Origin of the sequence: uncultured Parabacteroides sp., assembly GCF_947855115.1 — a bacterium.
In the GTDB taxonomy this organism is placed as follows: Bacteria; Bacteroidota; Bacteroidia; order Bacteroidales; family Tannerellaceae; genus Parabacteroides.
In genome coordinates this window covers 1-18890 of the sequence record NZ_CANTZW010000017.1, presented here as the reverse complement: position 1 = coordinate 18890, position 18890 = coordinate 1, and the positions used below count along the sequence as shown (strand labels likewise).

General features: G+C 43.3%; 16 protein-coding genes. 4 read left to right on the top strand and 12 right to left on the bottom strand.

Features of this window, described 5'->3' with window-relative positions:
* The first annotated feature begins 109 nt into the window (after window positions 1-109).
* Genes mtaB through Q0110_RS11365 form a run of 3 tightly spaced genes read left to right on the top strand, consistent with a single transcriptional unit; the run spans window position 110 to window position 3358 of the window.
* Entirely contained in the window at window positions 110-1456 is a 1347-nt protein-coding gene (gene mtaB / locus Q0110_RS11375; protein WP_297906266.1) for a tRNA (N(6)-L-threonylcarbamoyladenosine(37)-C(2))-methylthiotransferase MtaB, read from the top strand.
* Window positions 1446-2336, top strand: a complete 891-nt coding sequence (locus tag Q0110_RS11370) for a lysophospholipid acyltransferase family protein (protein ID WP_297906265.1) — start codon at window positions 1446-1448, stop codon at window positions 2334-2336. Before mtaB ends, Q0110_RS11370 begins: the two co-directional genes overlap by 11 nt.
* Complete coding sequence (locus tag Q0110_RS11365; RefSeq protein WP_297906264.1) at window positions 2333-3358, top strand: glycosyltransferase family 2 protein; 1026 nt, start codon at window positions 2333-2335, stop codon at window positions 3356-3358. Before Q0110_RS11370 ends, Q0110_RS11365 begins: the two co-directional genes overlap by 4 nt.
* A 268-nt stretch (window positions 3359-3626) precedes the next feature.
* Here the strand turns inward: Q0110_RS11365 and Q0110_RS11360 are convergent, their stop codons facing one another.
* The 4 genes from Q0110_RS11360 to folB all read right to left on the bottom strand — a co-directional run bounded on the left by Q0110_RS11360 (window position 3627) and on the right by folB (window position 7565).
* Entirely contained in the window at window positions 3627-4847 is a 1221-nt protein-coding gene (locus tag Q0110_RS11360; protein WP_297906263.1) for a site-specific integrase, read from the bottom strand.
* Between the two features lie 173 nt (window positions 4848-5020).
* The gene (locus tag Q0110_RS11355; RefSeq protein ID WP_297906262.1) at window positions 5021-5665 is read right to left on the bottom strand and encodes a MarC family protein; all 645 of its coding nucleotides are present in this window, start codon (window positions 5663-5665) and stop codon (window positions 5021-5023) included.
* 17 nt (window positions 5666-5682) lie between these two features.
* Complete coding sequence (locus tag Q0110_RS11350) at window positions 5683-7119, bottom strand: monomeric [FeFe] hydrogenase (RefSeq protein WP_297906261.1); 1437 nt, start codon at window positions 7117-7119, stop codon at window positions 5683-5685.
* Window positions 7120-7196: 77 nt separating this feature from the next.
* Window positions 7197-7565 (bottom strand): dihydroneopterin aldolase, encoded by a 369-nt coding sequence (gene folB / locus Q0110_RS11345; protein ID WP_297906260.1) that lies wholly within the window; start codon window positions 7563-7565, stop codon window positions 7197-7199.
* A gap of 91 nt (window positions 7566-7656) precedes the next feature.
* Here folB and Q0110_RS11340 point away from each other — a divergent pair, with 91 nt between their 5' ends.
* Window positions 7657-8019, top strand: a complete 363-nt coding sequence (locus tag Q0110_RS11340; RefSeq protein ID WP_297906332.1) for a polymer-forming cytoskeletal protein — start codon at window positions 7657-7659, stop codon at window positions 8017-8019.
* A 200-nt stretch (window positions 8020-8219) separates the two neighbouring features.
* On the opposite strand, the gene Q0110_RS11335 is transcribed toward Q0110_RS11340, so the two are convergent.
* The 8 genes from Q0110_RS11335 to rpsF all read right to left on the bottom strand — a co-directional run bounded on the left by Q0110_RS11335 (window position 8220) and on the right by rpsF (window position 18878).
* The gene (locus tag Q0110_RS11335) at window positions 8220-10907 is read right to left on the bottom strand and encodes a 4-alpha-glucanotransferase (protein ID WP_297906259.1); all 2688 of its coding nucleotides are present in this window, start codon (window positions 10905-10907) and stop codon (window positions 8220-8222) included.
* A gap of 24 nt (window positions 10908-10931) precedes the next feature.
* Window positions 10932-13472 carry an adenosylcobalamin-dependent ribonucleoside-diphosphate reductase gene (locus Q0110_RS11330; RefSeq protein ID WP_297906258.1) on the bottom strand — a complete coding sequence of 847 codons (2541 nt, stop codon included), beginning with the start codon at window positions 13470-13472 and terminating at the stop codon, window positions 10932-10934.
* Window positions 13473-13726: 254 nt separating this feature from the next.
* The gene (gene dnaA / locus Q0110_RS11325; protein ID WP_297906331.1) at window positions 13727-15124 is read right to left on the bottom strand and encodes a chromosomal replication initiator protein DnaA; all 1398 of its coding nucleotides are present in this window, start codon (window positions 15122-15124) and stop codon (window positions 13727-13729) included.
* A gap of 366 nt (window positions 15125-15490) precedes the next feature.
* Window positions 15491-16375: an MlaD family protein gene (locus Q0110_RS11320; RefSeq protein WP_297906257.1), complete on the bottom strand. Its 885-nt coding sequence runs from the start codon at window positions 16373-16375 to the stop codon at window positions 15491-15493.
* A 37-nt stretch (window positions 16376-16412) separates the two neighbouring features.
* On the bottom strand, window positions 16413-17606 hold the full coding sequence (locus Q0110_RS11315) for an N-acetylmuramoyl-L-alanine amidase (protein WP_297906256.1): 1194 nt from the start codon (window positions 17604-17606) through the stop codon (window positions 16413-16415).
* Window positions 17607-17782: 176 nt separating this feature from the next.
* A complete protein-coding gene (rplI, locus tag Q0110_RS11310; protein WP_297906255.1) occupies window positions 17783-18229 on the bottom strand; it encodes a 50S ribosomal protein L9 in 447 nt (148 codons plus the stop codon).
* 20 nt (window positions 18230-18249) lie between these two features.
* Window positions 18250-18519 (bottom strand): 30S ribosomal protein S18, encoded by a 270-nt coding sequence (gene rpsR, locus Q0110_RS11305; protein ID WP_005637107.1) that lies wholly within the window; start codon window positions 18517-18519, stop codon window positions 18250-18252.
* A 2-nt stretch (window positions 18520-18521) separates the two neighbouring features.
* The gene (gene rpsF, locus Q0110_RS11300) at window positions 18522-18878 is read right to left on the bottom strand and encodes a 30S ribosomal protein S6 (protein ID WP_005865478.1); all 357 of its coding nucleotides are present in this window, start codon (window positions 18876-18878) and stop codon (window positions 18522-18524) included.
* Window positions 18879-18890: the final 12 nt, after the last annotated feature.

Sequence of the window (18890 nt, the reverse complement as noted above, 5' to 3'; positions counted from 1 at the left end):
AAGAATGAAAAGACAAACATTTATACGATCAACAGCTACTCAAAATCCTATAGATAGTAATCGTCGCTTCAACCGGAATTAGTACCTTTGCGTCCTAACAAAATCGAAAATGATAGATCAGACCGTATTTAACAATAAAAAGGCCGCTTATTACACCTTGGGTTGCAAACTTAATTTCGCGGAGACCTCCACCATCGGAAAACTATTAGCCGAACGAGGTATCCGTAAGGTACGGCCCGGTGAAAAAGCAGATATATGCGTGGTAAATACCTGCTCTGTAACGGAATTAGCCGACAAGAAATGCAGGCAAGCGATTCGCCGGATCGGTAAGCAACACCCCGGTGCTTTTATCGTGGTGACCGGATGCTACGCACAGTTGAAGCCGGAGGAAGTCTCCCATATAGAAGGTGTCGACCTAGTCCTTGGCGCCGAACAGAAACTACAAATCCTTCAATACCTGGAGAATCTGGAGAAAAAAGAAAACGGAGGAGCGGTTATCGCCTCACACAGTAAGGATATACGTTCCTTTTCTCCTTCTTGCTCGGCCGATGACCGTACGCGTCATTTTTTGAAAGTACAAGATGGATGCGATTATTATTGTTCTTATTGTACCATTCCTTTCGCCCGCGGAAGAAGCCGGAACGGTACGATCGCCAGTATGGTAGAACAAGCTCAAGAAGTAGCGAGTAAAGGAGGTAAAGAGATTGTATTGACAGGCGTGAACATCGGAGACTTCGGTAAAAGTACCAACGAGACCTTTATTGACTTAATCCGGGCCTTGGATGAGGTAGAAGGAATCGTACGTTATCGAATCTCTTCTATCGAACCGAATTTGATTACCGACGAAGCCATAGATTTCGTGGCCCATAGTAAACGTTTCGCCCCTCATTTCCATATCCCCTTACAAAGCGGTAGCGATGCCGTCTTGAAACTAATGCGCCGCCGTTACGACACCTCTCTCTTTCGCCATAAGATCGAAAAGATCAAGGAAATAATGCCGCACGCATTTATCGGGGTAGACGTAATCGTAGGAACCCGCGGCGAGACCGACGAGTATTTTGAAGAGGCACGCCAATTCATCGAGAGCCTAGATATAAGTCAATTACACGTATTCAGTTACTCCGAACGCCCGGGCACCCAAGCGTTGAAGATCGACTATGTAGTAGATCCGAAAACCAAACACGCGCGCAGTCAACAACTGCTGGATATCTCGGACCAGAAACTGCATGCCTTTTACGAGGCTCATTGCGGAAAAGAAGCGAATGTATTATTCGAACAAACCAAGAAAGATGGTAAGATGCACGGTTTCACCGAAAATTACATCAAGGTGGAGATTCCTTATGACGCGACCTTGGTCAACCAGACCTGCGAAGTCATACTAGGAGACTGGAATGAGGATCATACCGCCCTTACTATCGATTGTCAACTATCAACCATAAACGATCATGTGGGATAAAATACAATATGCCGTTCTTTACAACTGGGTAAAAATACACGCTTTACTTCCCATGCGGGTTTTATACGTGTTATCAGACATTCTATATGTCCTCATCTATAAAATAGCAAGATATCGGGTAAAGGTAGTTCGTCGTAATATAACCTCCTCCTTTCCTGATAAATCTAAGGCTGAATTGCGAAGGTTGGAACATCGGTTCTATCATCATTTCGCCGATTATATCGTGGAAACGATCAAACTGGCCCATATATCCCTAGACGAGATACAACAGCGCGCTTACCTGAAGAACCCGGAATTAGTAGACCGGCTTATGGAAAAAGGGCACACTTGCTTCATCCTTACGATGGGGCATTACGGTAACTGGGAATGGTTTTCAGGATCGACCAGCCGTTTCGAGGACTCGCGGATTTATCAGATATACCGTCCGCTAAAAAACAAAGCCTTTGATAAATTATTCGCAAATCTCAGGACACAGTTCGGCTCTTACGGTATCAAGAAAAACGACACGATACGAGATATTATCAAGTTAAAACAAGACAAGACCCGGTCTGTCGTAATCTTTCTGGCAGACCAGACCCCGAGTAAGGCGAACCTGCATTATTGGACCGAGTTCCTTCATCAAGATACGGCTATATTAACCGGTCCGGAGCGTATTGCACGTAAGCTGAACCTACCTGTCATCTTCCTTGATACACAAAAGGTAAAAAGAGGTTATTATACGGTAGATATGAAACTCATTACAGAGGCACCGAAAGAAACGCCTGAGAATTATATCACCGAGCGATACGCACGGCTTTTAGAGAAAATGATCTTACGTGATCCGGCCTACTGGTTATGGACCCATAAACGTTGGAAACATAAACACGAACAACAAGGATGAAAAAGGTAGCGATTGTCATCTTAAACTGGAACGGACGAAAATTGATGGAGGAATTCCTTCCTTCAGTCGTAACCAATACCCCGGCATGGGCAGAAGTTATCGTAGCTGATAATGGTTCCACCGACGACTCGATTAAGATGCTAAAGGAAAAATTCCCGGCCGTTAGCGTTATTTCCTTCGACCAGAATTACGGCTTTGCCGAAGGGTATAATCAAGCGCTCAACAGGCTTGATCACGAGTATTGTGTTTTGCTGAACAGCGATGTAGAGGTGACTCCAAATTGGCTGAACGCTCCGATAGCAACTCTTGATTCCGATCCCAGCATCGCATGTGTCCAACCCAAAATACGGGCTCAACGAAATAAGGAATACTTCGAATATGCGGGAGCGGCCGGAGGATACATTGATAAATATGGCTATCCATTCTGCCGGGGAAGGATCTTACATATCGTTGAGAAAGATGAAGGACAATACGATACTCCCGCAGATATCCTATGGGCGACAGGAGCTTGCTTGTTCGTTCGTACAGCCATTTACAAGGAAGTGGGAGGATTGGATGCCGGATTCTTCGCTCATCAAGAAGAAGTCGATATGTGTTGGCGTTTGCGTTCCCGGGGATATCGGTTGGTATGTGTCCCACAATCCATCGTCTACCACGTGGGTGGGGCTACCTTGAACGCGGAAAGTCCACGTAAGACCTTCTTGAATTTCCGGAATAGTTTATTGATGCTTTATAAGAATTCCCGAGAAGAAGACTTAAGGCATGTGATGCGTATCCGCTTCTGGCTGGACTATATAGCTGCTATAAAGTTCCTGCTAACCGGACATTTCGCTAACGCGAAGGCTGTTTATAAGGCAAGGAAAGCTTATCACCAACTCAAACCTGAATATGCGCCTAAACGCAAAGAGAACCAAGAGAAAAGGACACTTAATACTATTCCGGAACTGAAACGAGATAGCTTAATCCTGGCATTTTATCTAAAAGGGGAAAAAACATTCAAGGCAATAAAGGATAGGCGATAAAGAAACCAAGAATACAGTAAGTACTAAAAATAGGGCATCTCGTAATATTCTCATAATCAATACAATAAAAAGCATACAATGTTTTCGGGAAAACATGTACATGTTTTTTCGGAAACATGTACGAGAATTCTTGAAAACACGTACATATTTTATGTGTACAGAATCTTCCCGCCAAGCGGGATATATGAATAGTCATGAAATGATATGGATTACTCGATTTTAGAACACAGATATTGCGCTCATTATTCAAATAGCCACGGTAATCATCTCAAGAGACAGTAGAGTTCAAATCCTTTAAAATTCCATTATTCGCATTGTCTATCACGGAATTATCCAAAGAATCCAGATAAATAAGAGTAGTTTTCTCAGATGTATGTCCCATTCCTGCGCTGATGACCGCAACAGGGATATTATGATTACGTGCGGCGGTAGCCCAACTATGGCGGGGAGTATATGAGGATAGAGGTAACGCCTCGCCAATCAATCTGCCCAATCGCTTGAGTTTCTGATTATGGTAGTTCAATCCTGTTTGGTATTGCAGATAAGCCCGATCCGGATTTTCAGCGGTAATGATAGGAAAGACATAAGGAGACTTGGAGGTGACTGGTATATACCGTCTCAAAATCGCCTCCATGCAAGGCTCAATACGTAATGTCAAGCTTTGGCCGGTCTTATGACGGCAATAGGAAATCACCCCCTTACCTATATTTTCTTTTTTCAGATAAGCCATATCCACAAATGCCATACCACGAGTACAATAACTGAACACGAACAGATCACGAGAGAGTGCTAGAGCTGATGAACGAGACAGATCAAGCCTCTGTAATTTCAAAATAGTCTTTTCACTAACAGCCCGCTTAGAAGTCTTGGCGATTCCGGTATATACTTCATGAAAGGGAAAGGCTTGCGCCACAAGCTGTTCGTGTACTGCCTTATTATAGGCGGCACGCAGAATTCTCATATAAAACGAACTACTGTTCCGGCTTACTTTTCTTCCCCATAACCATTTCTCATACTTACAGATCGTCTCAGTATCTAACACAGAAAGAGGGATATCATAATTATCTAAAAAAGAGGAAAAGCTATTCAATGTACGCAAATAATTCCGTGAGGTACTGAATTGGCCATTCTGACGAAGGATGCCTATCTCTTTTCTCAGATAGTCCAACATTCCAATTTCGCTTTTGGGAGCCTGAAACCTCTCGATAACTTCAGACAAGGTGTATTCGTTCCCTATACTATCTAATTCCCTAATAATTTGCCGAACCGCAGCTAAATCCGCATCTATCCGTTTCCGGTAAGAGAAAATCGTACTTTCATTACCAGGCGTAACGACCAATTCCCGTCGTTCCCCATCCCACCAATGAGGAAATATCCGCATATCGGTAGTAATTTGTCTATTCTCTTGTCTGTGACAAAGTTGATAACAAACGACTCCAGCCTTACCTCTCACTGTCGATGGACGGAACTTTACTTTTATTGTAGCCATACTTTTTTAAGCTAATTTTATACCAATCAACCTTGAATGTCAATAGTTAGATGGCATTTAAACACAAAACTTTCCCAAAAAGTTGCCTCACAATAAAATATCCCCTTTACCCAGCCTCAAATTTGACGCAAGATAAAGGGGATAAATAATAATAAATGAATTATGTAGCCGGCTTAACCTATCGCCTCACGCAATATATCGATCAAGATAGGTTTCAATCCACTCACAAAACATTCCACGGCAATAACCATCAGGATCAACCCCATCAAACGCATCATCACGTTATTCCCCGTCTCTCCCAATAACCGCACCAGACGGGTAGAAGCTCGCAAGATCAAGAACGTGATAAAATAAACGAAAGCGATTATCCCGATCAACGTACCTTTCAAGGGTAGTGTCGAGGCATCGTCCATAAGCATGATGGCATTGGCGATCGCTCCCGGGCCACACAGCATCGGGATCGCCAAAGGAGTTATAGAAATATCGTCGGCATAAGTTTTCACTTCCTCCTCTTTCAACTTCGCATTGGAATAACGGGCTTGAAGCATATCAAACCCGATCTTGAAAATAATAAAGCCGCCGGCTATACGAAAGCCGTTCGAGGAAATACCAAAGAACTTGAACAGGAACTGCCCGGAAAAAGTAAAAACCATTAACGTGATAAACGATACGATCGTTGCTCTCCGGACAATCGCCTTTCGCTCATGTTCATCCATCCCATTTGTCATGGTTAGGAACACAGGCATCGTACCAAGCGGATTGGTCAACGTAAAAAACGAGGTAAAGCATAATAGCGCAAAAGGTAACAAGTCTTCCATGATGATCATTATTTTGCCTAAAATTTAGTGAGCTCCTTGATAAGCTGTTTTTGCCCGGCAGTTTTATCTGCATGCGTACAAGGACCGGTCACACAACCTCCCTCGCAAGCCATCACTTCTATAAATTGCGCAGGGGCCTTTCCGGTTTTAGCGTAAGCACGTAATAACGCCACGTTTTTCTTTGTCAGGTTGGCAACCTGCACAGCATTTACGCTCTCTTCCTTTAAATAGGTCTTAACAGCGTTGATCACACCACCACTTTGTGCGAAACCATGTGCCTCGCGGACAGCGTTAAACAACACCGAAAATGGCTGAACCTCCTCAATCTTGATATCCAATCCCTTTAATACAGCCCCCATCTCCTCGAATGTAAGCGTAAAGTCCACGCACGGATCTAATTTCACCTCCTTCCGTTTGGCCACGCAGGGACCTATAAACACGACCTTTGCATACGGGTATTTCTCTTTCACGATACGGGCCGTATAATACATCGGAGAACCGGTAGAAGAGATGTATTTCTTTAAATCCGGAATATGTTTCTCGGCCAGTTGTATATAAGACGGGCAACAACTGGTTGTCATGAACGGTTGCCCCTCTCTCAATTTCTCGACCAGCTCTTCCGCTTCATGACGGGTAGTTTCCATAGCGCCTTGGGCTACCTCAACTACTTCCTCAAATCCCAAGGACTTGATAGCTCCATATACGTTCTCTTTCGGAGCGCTGAACTGGGCCAAGATAGAGGGAGCGACAATCGCTACCATCTGTTCCTTATTCCGTAGACGTTGCAAAATATCGAATACCTGGGAGATCTCGAATATCGCGCCAAACGGACAAGCATTCACGCATTTGCCACAATATATACATTTAGACTCATCGATATGTTCCACCCCATACTCGTCTTTGCTGATCGCCTTGACAGGGCAAACCTCCTCGCAAGGAATAGGGATATAAACGATCGCATGGTACGGACAACTTTGATGACATTTACCGCAACTGATACAGGTATCATGGTCTATCTCGGCCTGACCGTTTTTCTTGAACCGGATGGCATCTTTCGGACAGTTCATATAACAACTGCGAGCCACGCAACCCCGGCAAAGATTCGTGATCTCATAATTCACGGAGACACAGGAAGAACACGCCTCATCCACTACGCACATAATGTTTTCCTTCTTATTCTCCGAGCGGAGTAGAGCCCGTTTCGCATACTCGGAGAGCAGTGTCAACTCGTCTTCCTCATCTTCCATATCAAAACCCAGCAAAGGCAAAGTCTTGTATTTCCACACGGCACGTTCCTTATGTATACAGCAACGGCCTCTCACTTTAGATTTTCGGGGACTCAACTCGATCGGCAAGCGATCAATTTCTTCCAGAAGACGATTTTCTTTCCAAAGCTTTACTAACTTCGCAAGTAATCCGTGACGAACAATCATCACATTGTTGGTAAATGCCATAATGTTATCGTATTTGTGCTTTTAGTATATCGTATATCGCATCACTTCTTTACAGGCGCGAAGGTAGATAAAAGTTTTTAAACAGAAAGAAAGCTTTCTTTAAGAATTATCGAGGCGCTATGAATATCCCCACCAAACGGAGGATTCAATTTGGACAAGACAAGTTCCACCTCTGTAATCTGTGGAAACCTCTCTTTCAAGGCTCTCAATATACGTCCCGCCGCATGCTCAAGAAGCTTTGACGGGACAGCCATTTCCGCTTTTACCGTCTCATAAACAGCGGCATAATTGATCGTATCATTTAAATCATCGTTCCATACCGCTTTCTCCAACGGAGCCGTCAATACCAAGTCTACGATAAAAGTATTCCCCACCCGGGTCTCTTGAGGAGCCACGCCATGATAGGCATAAAAGGTCATCCTACGTAATTCGATCTTTGTTGTCATAATCTTTTAATTTATCTGTAAATGTATAGAAAGTAAACCTTCCTGCAAAAAAATAGTCTTATATTTGTCAACCAAGTAACAACACATTATGATGGGAATAAAACAAAAAGATGAAAACTCCGCAAGTGGCTTGCACAACGCTTTAGCGGCAGGGACAACAATAAAAGGTAACATTATAACAGAGACAGATTTTCGCTTGGATGGAAAAGTAGAAGGAGATATCAGTTGTAACGGAAAGATCGTTATCGGCCCTAAAGGCAGCGTAACAGGTAACATCGTATCCGAGAACGCCGAGATTCTGGGCGAGGTAGACGGCTCCGTAAAAGTAAGCGCAAGGCTTGTCCTAAAATCAACGGCTGTCATCAAAGGAGACATATTTTCCCAATCCCTAGAAATAGAACCGAACGCACGATTCAATGGCGCTTGCTCAATGTGTTCCGAGAATAAAGAATAAACAAAAAAGGGAGGGTGTGTCAAAACTAACATGACCGTTCCCTAAAGTTACAGATTATAACTATAACATTTAAAAGGGTCGTATCAAGCTCTGTATTGAGTAGTGATACGACCCTTTTTTTAGTCTTTCAGGGTGTTCAAATTTCAAATCGCAAGTTCATATTTTCAAAAATTGAGTTTTGACACACCCTCCCTTATTTTTTATTTCCGTCCAGCCTCTTTTATCAAGGAAACTATTTTACCATTCAGGTTATCAGCCTGTAAAAGTTGTTCCAATGTAATATGCATCCGATAGCGCCAATAATGCTTTGAATTTGCCGGAACGTTGATTCGCTCGGATTCTATATCTTCTCGTTTAATGGAATCCTCCATGGCAAACCAATCCTGCAACGGGATAATCGTCAACATAGAACGAGTCTTTAAATGATTGGAGATTATCTGGGTAGCGATCTCAGCCGTACATTCAGCTGGGGCGTCGCCAATCCGTTGTAACACATTGTTGTAATAACGCTGTGTCTTCTCCGGATCCTCTTTCCACCAATTACGAAGAGGAGTCATATCATGGGTGGAAGTCGTACAAACGGAATGGTAAGGCAAATTAAACATATCGGTAAATTCCCGTTGAGGGCTTTTCGGCATACGTTCAATCTCAAGGCTCAGTATTTGCAACTTATTCATAACCTCGGGAACAGAAGCCGGGATCATTCCTAAATCTTCTCCACAAACCAGCATTTTCGTAGATGCTATCAATGGAGTCAAACGCTTAAACGCCTGCGCCTTCCAAAAATCATTATGACGATGATAGAAGAAATGCCAGTATAATTGATCGAACGCATAACGATCGGAACCACTCAATTCCCTATAGATATAAGATTGGTTCGCCGAGATACGGGGATGAAACTTATCGGTCTCCCTCGGATCACGCAGGAATAACACCTCATTAGCAATCGTGAACAGCCCATTCTTGATCCGCATGGAAACAACGTCGGTTTTATCCGCAAATAAAGCCTCGATCTTCCTCTGCGTATCACAGAAAGGTTTTAAGACATAATGACGAGAGGAGGATTGCGCCAAATAAGTACCGATCACCTCTTCCGTATTTTCCCCAAACAATTCCGGTAAAAACTGCCGGTTAATATGCGGTGTCGTGAAACGAGACTCATTAAAATTCAAACCATATTGCTCGATCTCTTCTCTCGAGAAAGGCAATGCAGGATTGAAATGGCCACACAATCCTTGCACATATTCACAGGGTACTTCCCAGATACGGAAAAAACCCAAGATATGATCTATGCGGAAACAATCGAAATAATCGCCCAATTTAGAGAAACGCTTTTTCCACCAAGAAAAATTATCCTTCTCCATCGCATCCCAGTTATATGTCGGGAACAACCAATTCTGACCGTTCACGGAGAAATCATCTGGTGGAGCACCCGCTTGGCCGTTCATATTAAAATACTTCGGTTCCGTCCAAGCCTCTACACTGGTACGACTCACGCCAATAGGCAAGTCTCCTTTCAAAACGATTCCATTCTTGCGAGCATAATCCGATACCGACTTAAACTGATCGTGCAGTACATATTGCAAGAAATACGTGAACGAGATTTCCGGCCAAGCGTCACTCTGTTCCCGGCATAAGGCACGGACACGAGTCTTATTATAAATAGAATTTCCTTGCCATTGAGAGAAATCGGAAGTACCATAACTTTCCCGCAGGAAACAATAAGTGGCGTAAGGCATCAGCCACGACTCATTTTGCTCCAGAAATTCCTTGAAGCCCGGCGTATCCAATACAGCCTTGCCTTCTTGCACGAAATACTCTTGGCAATACCCCAATTTATATTTCAGTACAGCCTCGTAATCAACTGTATCCTTCGCATTTAATTCCTTCTGTTTCCCGGCATAAAAAGCAGCTCTTTCCGGATCTCGCAAGGTTCCCAAAGCCGATAAATCCACATACATGGGATGCAAGGCATAAATAGAAATAGCGCTATATGGATAAGAATCGACCCAAGTATGCGTCATGGTCGTATCGTTCATGGGTAACACCTGGATAATACGTTGGCGCGTCTTTCTCGCCCAATCCACCAATAAGCGTAAATCACCCAAATCTCCTACTCCAAAACTCTTTTCCGAACGTAAGGAAAAGACAGGGATCACGGAACCGGCACAACGCCATAACGGTAAGCTATCCCGGAAATAAAGGCCGGATATTACGACCGTCTCACCCGGCTTCTGAGGAACAAGGCTTAAAACACGATTCTCGTCACTCTCCCAATACAAGGGTTGATGAGAATCATCGTCCCAAACCAAGAATTTATATTCCAACGGATATCGGATCTCTGTAGCGTCTAAATCTATATGCCATTCCGGAAAAGTATCGCAACTTAGCAATAAAGCCTTGTCCGGATGCCAGTTTCCTAAACATTCCTGATTTCCCGTAATGGCTACACATTGATTCTTCTCAACCCGGGGAGCAGATATCTTTATAACCAGTTTCCTACCGCTCCGGACTACCCTCTCATGCGTATTACAGGGATGAGCGAATAAACTTTTGGTAAAAGCGGAAGAATAAAAGGCCAGATTATCCGGACGGATCTGCCAATAATCATAAAGAATATAAGAACCAGATTGTCCATCAAATATAATCCGGTGATTCTTTTCCCACTCCTCAAAGATATGTTTATCATTAACGCTTAAAAAATACCTGTATTCTATGTCCTTTATATCAGATGGAAGGTCTAGTTCCAGCTTCCAGTTTCCATCCCCGGAGTAATTCATCTCTTTAGCCAGCGCAGGTTCCCAAGAGCCCAACTCCGGAATAGAGCCCACTACACATAACTTCTGCCCCCAGACGGTATGGAAATTTATATTAAAAGTGACTTTCATGGTATATAGATTTATATCAATTATTTAACCGCATTTGGAAGCTCCGCAATTCGTACAGATCAAGCAACCTTCTTGATAAATTAAAGTTTCTAATCCACAATTAGGGCACTTCTGTCCTTTCGCCTCCATGCCATTCGGTAAATATTTCTTTAAAGCACGTTCCACGCCGTTCTTCCAGGTATTGATAGACTCACTATTCAACTCCATGCCTTGTACCAATTTTATTACCTGATCAATAGGCATTCCATAACGGAGCACACCGGAGATCAACTTTGCGTAGTTCCAATATTCCGGATTAAACTTACCATCCAAGCCCTCGATTGTCATCTTATAACCGCGCTTATTCTTGAACTGGAAGTCATAGTGTTTATTGCCATCCTCATCGTAGCTCTTGATGATCGTACCTTTAGATACGTTTTTAGGCAACATGATACCCTCATCGTCATCGGCCAGACCAGTAAAGATCTCATATGGGCGACCATTCAACAAACCGACGAAAGCAATCCATTTCTCACGGTTATTCTGGAATTTTACCACATCCGCATCCAATTCGCGAGGACGAGTAGATACGATAACCGGTGGTTGCATGCAATTACAATCATCTTTTTTCTTCTTCTTATCCGTAGCGATCAAAACTCCGGAACGGGAACCATCACGATAGACCGTACAACCTTTACATCCGCATTTCCAAGCCTCAACATACAAAGAATCCACCAATTCTTCACTGACATCGTTCGGCAAATTGATTGTCACGCTAATAGAATGGTCTACCCATTTCTGGATACGTCCTTGCATACGAACCTTTTGCAACCAATCGACATCGTTGGAAGTAGCCTTGTAATAAGGAGACTTGGCAACCAGTTCCTCCACTTCTTCTTGCGTATATTTCTTGCTTGCCGAATAACCATTCGCTTGCATCCACGTAACAAACTTATGATGGAATACGATATACTCCTCGAAAGCATCGCCCGTCTCATCCACGAAGTCCACACGGGCCTCAGAATCGTTCGGGTTTACCTTGCGGCGACGTTTATACACCGGCAAGAATACCGGCTCTATACCGGAAGTAGTCTGTGTCATCAAGCTCGTCGTCCCTGTCGGAGCGATCGTCAGGCAAGCGATATTGCGGCGGCCATATTTCAACATATCCTCATATAAAACAGGATCAGCCTCACGCAAACGGTTGATGAACGGATTCTTCTCCTCACGTTTCGCATCGAAAATCTCAAAAGCTCCGCGTTCCTTCGCTAACGTGACGGATGAGCGATAAGCCGCCAATGCCAATGTTTTCTGTACAAGTTCCGCACAATCGGTAGCTTCTTCCGTTCCATAGCGCAAGCCTAAAGCGGCAATCATATCGCCTTCAGCCGTGATACCCACACCTGTACGACGTCCTTGCAAAGTTTTTCGTTGGATCTTTTCCCACAAATGACGTTCAGTCTGTTTCACCTCCATAGATTCCGGATCCGAATCAATCTTAGCCAAGATCATCTCAATCTTCTCTGATTCCAGATCAATGATATCATCCATAATCCGCTGGGCCAAAGCGACATGCTTCTTGAACAAATCATAATCAAAATAAGCGTCCGGAGTGAACGGATTTACTACATACGAATATAAATTGATCGCTAGCAAACGGCAACTATCATATGGACAAAGAGGTATCTCACCACAAGGATTCGTGGAGACTGTACGGAATCCTAAATCCGCATAGCAGTCTGGAACGGACTCACGTAAGATCGTATCCCAAAACAACACACCGGGCTCAGCCGATTTCCATGCATTGTGAATAATTTTCTTCCACAAACCAGAGGCATCAATATCTTTCGCATAAACGGGAGAGTCCGAGTCTATCGGATATTGTTGCCTATAAGTCCCACCGTTGACAGCGGCGTTCATGAAATCATCATCAATCTTCACGGATACATTCGCCCCGGTCACCTTACCTTCTGTCATCTTGGCGTCGATAAACGCTTCCGAGTCCGGATGCTTAATAGAAACACTCAGCATCAAAGCACCGCGACGACCATCCTGAGCAACCTCACGGGTAGAATTCGAGTAACGTTCCATAAACGGAACCAACCCGGTAGAAGTCAAGGCGGAATTCTTCACCGGAGAGCCTTTCGGACGGATATGGGAAAGATCATGGCCTACACCCCCGCGGCGTTTCATTAGTTGTACCTGCTCCTCGTCAATACGGATAATCGCACCATACGAATCCGCCTGTCCATCCAATCCGATAACAAAACAATTAGAGAGTGAGGCAATTTGATAGTCATTGCCAATTCCCGTCATCGGGCTTCCTTGCGGAATGATGTAGCGGAAATGATCAAACAAGTCGAAAAGTTCTTGCTCCGACAACGGATTCGGATACTTTTTCTCCACACGGGCAATCTCACTTGCCAAGCGACGATGCATATCACTCGGAGATTTCTCATAGATATTTCCAAACGCATCCTTCAAGGCATATTTATTTACCCATACCTTAGCGGCAAGCTCGTCACCGGTAAAGTAATCCAATGAAGCCTTAAACGCTTCGTCAAAAGTGTAAGTTTTACGATCCACAATTATTATATTTATTTTGCGACTGCAAGTTTACACATACTTTACCAGTTATCCAAATTACCCCACGTTAAAAAGGTTACCTGTTGAAAAGTTTACCGGAATCAAACCTGTATCCACACATTTTCAACTACTTAAACAAAGATAGAGGATCTAATAGTTCTCCAAAAAGAAAACTTAACATTTACATGGATTTTCCAAAACAAAGAAGGACACCTCTTTGGGGAGACGTCCTCATCCTACTATAAAGATTTTGATTAGTTCTTGAGCAATACCTCGATTTCCTCCACGGAAGAACGGAAAGACTTACTGGTCTCAATCTGGTCCTTAATTGTCTTACAAGCATGCAACACCGTCGCATGATCTTTCTTTCCTACGATCTTCCCTATATGAGAGAATGAGGAATCTGTATATTTTTTCGCCAAATACATCGTGATCTGACGGGCTTGTACGATCTCGCGCTTACGGGAGTTGGTCTGGATAACCGATTGCTCCAAATTGAAATACTTACAAACGATTTCCTGAATCATCTGTACAGAGATCTGTTTCTTCTCCAGCCGAACCGCCTGGCTAACCACACGTTTCGTCAATGGCAGGTCGATCTCCCGGTTATTAATGACAGCGTTCGCCATCAAAGAGACAAGTATACCTTCCAGATCGCGGACATTCTCGGTCACATTATTTGCGATAAAGTTAAAAACCTCATCCGGAATCACGATCCCGTCATGATTGATCTTGTTCTTCAATATCTTCTTACGCAGATCCAAATCCGGACGGCTCAACTCTGCCGTCAATCCCCACTTTAAACGGGTGATCAAGCGCTCTTCCATCCCTTGCAAATCCACGGGCGGTTTATCCGATGTCAGGATCAACTGTTTCCCTAACAGATGCAAATGATTGAAAATATGGAAAAATGTATTCTGAGTCTTATCCATACCGATCAGCTCCTGTATATCATCCAGCAGCAAGACATCGATATTCCGATAGAAATTCAAGAAGTCATTAGTCGTATTCTTACGGATAGCGTCCGTAAACTGTACCCGGAACAAATGAGAAGACACATACAATACTTTCTTCTCCGGATGCAACTCCCGGATACGGGTTCCGATCGCATGGCACAAATGGGTTTTACCCACTCCTGACGGGCCAAAAATGAACAACGGGTTAAACGTAGTCTTTCCCGGATTTTGGGCGACAGCCTCACCTGCCGTACGAACAAGCTTGTTGCTCGTACCCTCAAAATAATTATCAAAATTATATTTCGGGTTCAACTGCGGGTCCAAATCCTGTGGAGCAGTTGTCATAAAAGGGTTCGGAGCCTTGTTAGCGTCCTTGGGAGTGACTCTCTGTACTACGGTGGAAGTATTCTCTGCCTGATAATCAACCGTGCCCCCGGTACTCTTATCCACCATAACACGATAGTTAAGAATAGTTCCCTGACCGATTACACGATACAATGTAACTTTCAAAACATTTACGTACTTCTCTTCCAGATATTCATAGAAAAATTGACTAGGTACCTGTATGGTAAACTTCTTGTCTTCGTATGATAACGGAACGATAGGCACGAACCATGTGTCAAAAGCTGCCTTAGGTACGATATCCTTTATGACCGCAAGGCACTTATTCCACAATGTTTGATAATCAGTCTGCATGTTTTCTTTCTCTCCCACTAAAACTTTTTACATTCGGACTACAAAGTTTAGAAATTAATTCCGAAAAAAAAAGTGCTATTTTGTTTGGTAAATATGAATTTTCAATATCCCTTTTAGATTCAGGTAGTTACTAGCACCTATCTGATTTACTGTCATTTAGATCAACCTACAATCAAAAGTCCTTCATTTTAAAGACCTACCAGAAAGCGCAAACACTAACATCCGTTGACGGAATAAGGCCTCAGGAAGCATCTATCTCACTTTACCTAAAGGCCTTATGCGTATAATCGGCAGGAGTCTCCTTACTTTTTGTTTAATTAGAATGATTCTAAATAACGTCTTTTATGCTATGATTTTTTAACATAATCAAAAAACAGAGAAATGAACGTATCTCTTCGGGTTTTCCCTCAAATCCAGCAATAATTTAGAGGCATTATCCATCGTGCTGTTCAGGTTATCATACAATCCCTTATCGTTTAATAGCAAACCGATGCTATTATCCGTCGAGTTCAATTTATCTGTCGTCAATTTCAAGTTTGCCAAGGTAGCGTTGACGGAATTAACCGTCGCTGCCAAATCCAGTTCTTTCAAGTTAGCGCTGACTTCAGAGAAATTGTCTGTCATCGTCTTCAGGTTATTCACGATACCCGGCACATCCTTACTTAACATCTGGTTCAACTGGCGGGTAGACACCTCTAAGTTACTTGTCGTTTGTTCGATATGATTCAAGGATTGAGCCAAGGCAGGGTGCGCAATCAACGTTTGCAAACTCCCCAAGATCGTGTCAATTTTCGGCAAAAGGTTCTCTACGCTTGGCAATATCTTATCCTGCACGGATTGCATCATATCCTCTTCCATCCGTCCCTCGATGGTAGAACCCGGTTTCAAGAAATCATCCACGTAAGTATTCAAATGGATATGCAACTCCGCCCCGCTTAAGAAAGTATTGACAACCGCTATATAACTTCCTTTATTCAACCTCATCTTATCTTCCAAGCTGACCTCAACCATGATCTTGCCTGTCGTATCATAATCGTAAACGATATCCCGTACCAAGCCAACCTTGAAACCATCCACGAATACAGGGCTGGAAATCGTCACTCCCTTTACGTTACTGAACGATACGTAATAATGGTTCGCCGGTTGAAACAGGTTGATACCTTTCAGGTAATTAATGCCTAAATACAATAATGCCAGACTTACAATCGTCACAAGCCCGATCTTCGCCTCTTTAGTGAATACACTTTTCATTTCCTTTATTTATAATGTATAATTTATTCCTATATCATTAATATTTCACTTTCTTCCCATCCTTAAAAGCGACAATGAAGGCATCTTTAAAATCTCTCGCGACTGTCCGGCGCATCTTCCGGATTGAGTTAAAATCCGTGGTCTCGCCATACGTATATTTATAGATACCTTTTTCCACATAGAAATCCACGTTCTTGTATCCCTTAAATAAGCGGGAATTCGCGGGAAGCTTCTTATCGGAAGTCAAGAATTGCACTTTATATATAACCTTTCCTTTCGTGTTCCTGTTCACGGAGGGCGTGGAAGAAGCAGTGGTTTTCTGCCTCGTGGGCTGACGCTTTTTACTTAAGATATCAGCCTCACTCCCCGGAGGAGGAGTTTTCGAACTTTTCATAACCGGGCTCTCCTCAACCACATTTGCGACGGCGATGGTAGCACTCCCGGAAACATCCCCCTTGCGGCGGTCATAATTCTTCTTATACTTAGAAAAAGCGTCATACAACGCTTCCGCCAATTTATTCTGGCCGGCGGCACTTCCCATGAACTTCTCTTCCTGTCGGTTCGAGATATATCCCAACTCGACCAAGACACTCGGCATACTTGTCTTGCGAAGCACCAAAAAGCCGGCTTGTCTCACACCGCGGTCTACCCGCTTGCGAACCCCAAACGATTTCTGGATCTCGGAAGCCAAGCTGATGCTTTGTTCCATATGCTTATTCTGCATAAACTCGAAAATGATATAAGACTCCGAAGAGTTCGGATCAAAGCCCTCATAGCGTTGCTGATAATTATCCTCCAGCAAGATCGCCGAGTTCTCGCTCATCGCCACCTCCAGATTCTCCTCGCTACGGGCCAAACCCAACGTATACGTCTCCGTCCCTTGCACGCTACTTCCGCGCTTTACGGCATTCGTATGGATAGATATAAAAAGATCCGCTTTATTACGGTTCGCTATATTCGCCCGTTCGTCCAACTCGATAAAGCGATCTGTCTTACGCGTATAAATCACCCGTACATCCTCCGCATTACTCTCTATCAATCGGCCTAGCTTCAAAGCGACAGCGAGATTTATCTCCTTTTCATTAATATTCGCTCCCCTAGCGCCCGGGTCTTTTCCTCCATGTCCGGCATCGATCACGACCGTAAAAGTCTTCTCTCTCGCCTGAAGTCCGGGTAAGAAAAAAAACAACGCAAAAAGCAAGCTAATATATAGAAAAGACTTTTTATCCACTTTCTAAAATTATCGCAAATTTGGAGACAAATGTAGCGCTTTTTTGCTGATTGACTGATGTCTTTTTTTATAATTAAAACAAAAAAAGAGGGCTGTTTCGAAACAGCCCTCTTTATCTATAAAGTAATATTACTTTTATCTACAAAACATCTCTGCTTTTATACGAGAAATCTCTATTATTCAGAAACAACCTCGAAAGGAACCTCTACAGAAACCTCTTTATGAAGCTTCAAAGTAGCCTTGTAGTTACCTACTTCCTTAACAGAATCCTTAATATAGATAATCTTACGGTCAATATTCTCGAATCCGGCCTTAGCCAAAGCCTCAGCGACTTGGATATTTGTTACAGAACCGAAGATCGTACCTGTAGAGCTAGTCTTAGCGCCGATCGTCAAAGAAACGCCTTCCAACTTAGCGGCCAAAGCCTGAGCGTCTTCCTTAATCTTAGCCAATTTGTGGGCGCGTTGCTTCAAGTTCTCAGCCAATACTTTCTTAGCAGACTCAGAAGCGATCACTGCTTTACCCGTGGGGATTAGAAAGTTACGTCCGTAACCGTCTTTTACCGTTACGATATCGTCTTTGTAGCCTAAATTCACTACATCTTCTTTCAAAATAACTTGCATATTCTGTCTCCTCTAATTTATTATTTCATCAAATCGGTTACATAAGGAAGCAAAGCCAAATGACGGGCACGCTTTACAGCCTGAGCCACACGACGTTGGAACTTCAAGGAAGTACCAGTGATACGACGCGGAAGGATCTTACCTTGCTCGTTCAAGAATTTCTTCAAGAACTCAGGGTCCTTATAATCGATATACTTGATACCGTTCTTTTTGAAACGGCAATATTTTTTCTTCTTAACGTCTACTGAAGGCGGAGTTAAATATCTGATTTCTGATTGAGTTGCTGCCATAATTAATTGTTCTCCTTTACTGTTTCTTTTGATGATTTCAGATTTCTTCTCTTAGCTGCATATTCTGCGGCATACTTGTCTTGACGGAAAGTCAAGAAGCGGATCACACGCTCGTCGCGACGGAAGTTCAACTCTAACGTAGCGATAACACTCGGATCTGCCTTGAATTCAACCAACTGATAGAAGCCTGTCGTCTTCTTGTCGATAGGATAAGCTAACTTGCGCAAACCCCAGTTCTCTTCATTCACGATCTCAGCTCCTTGAGCTTTCAGAAGGTTCGTGAATTTCTCTACCGCTTCCTTCATCTGAGCGTCAGACAAAACGGGAGTCAAAATGAAAACGGTTTCGTAATTGTTCATAAAACGCTGTTT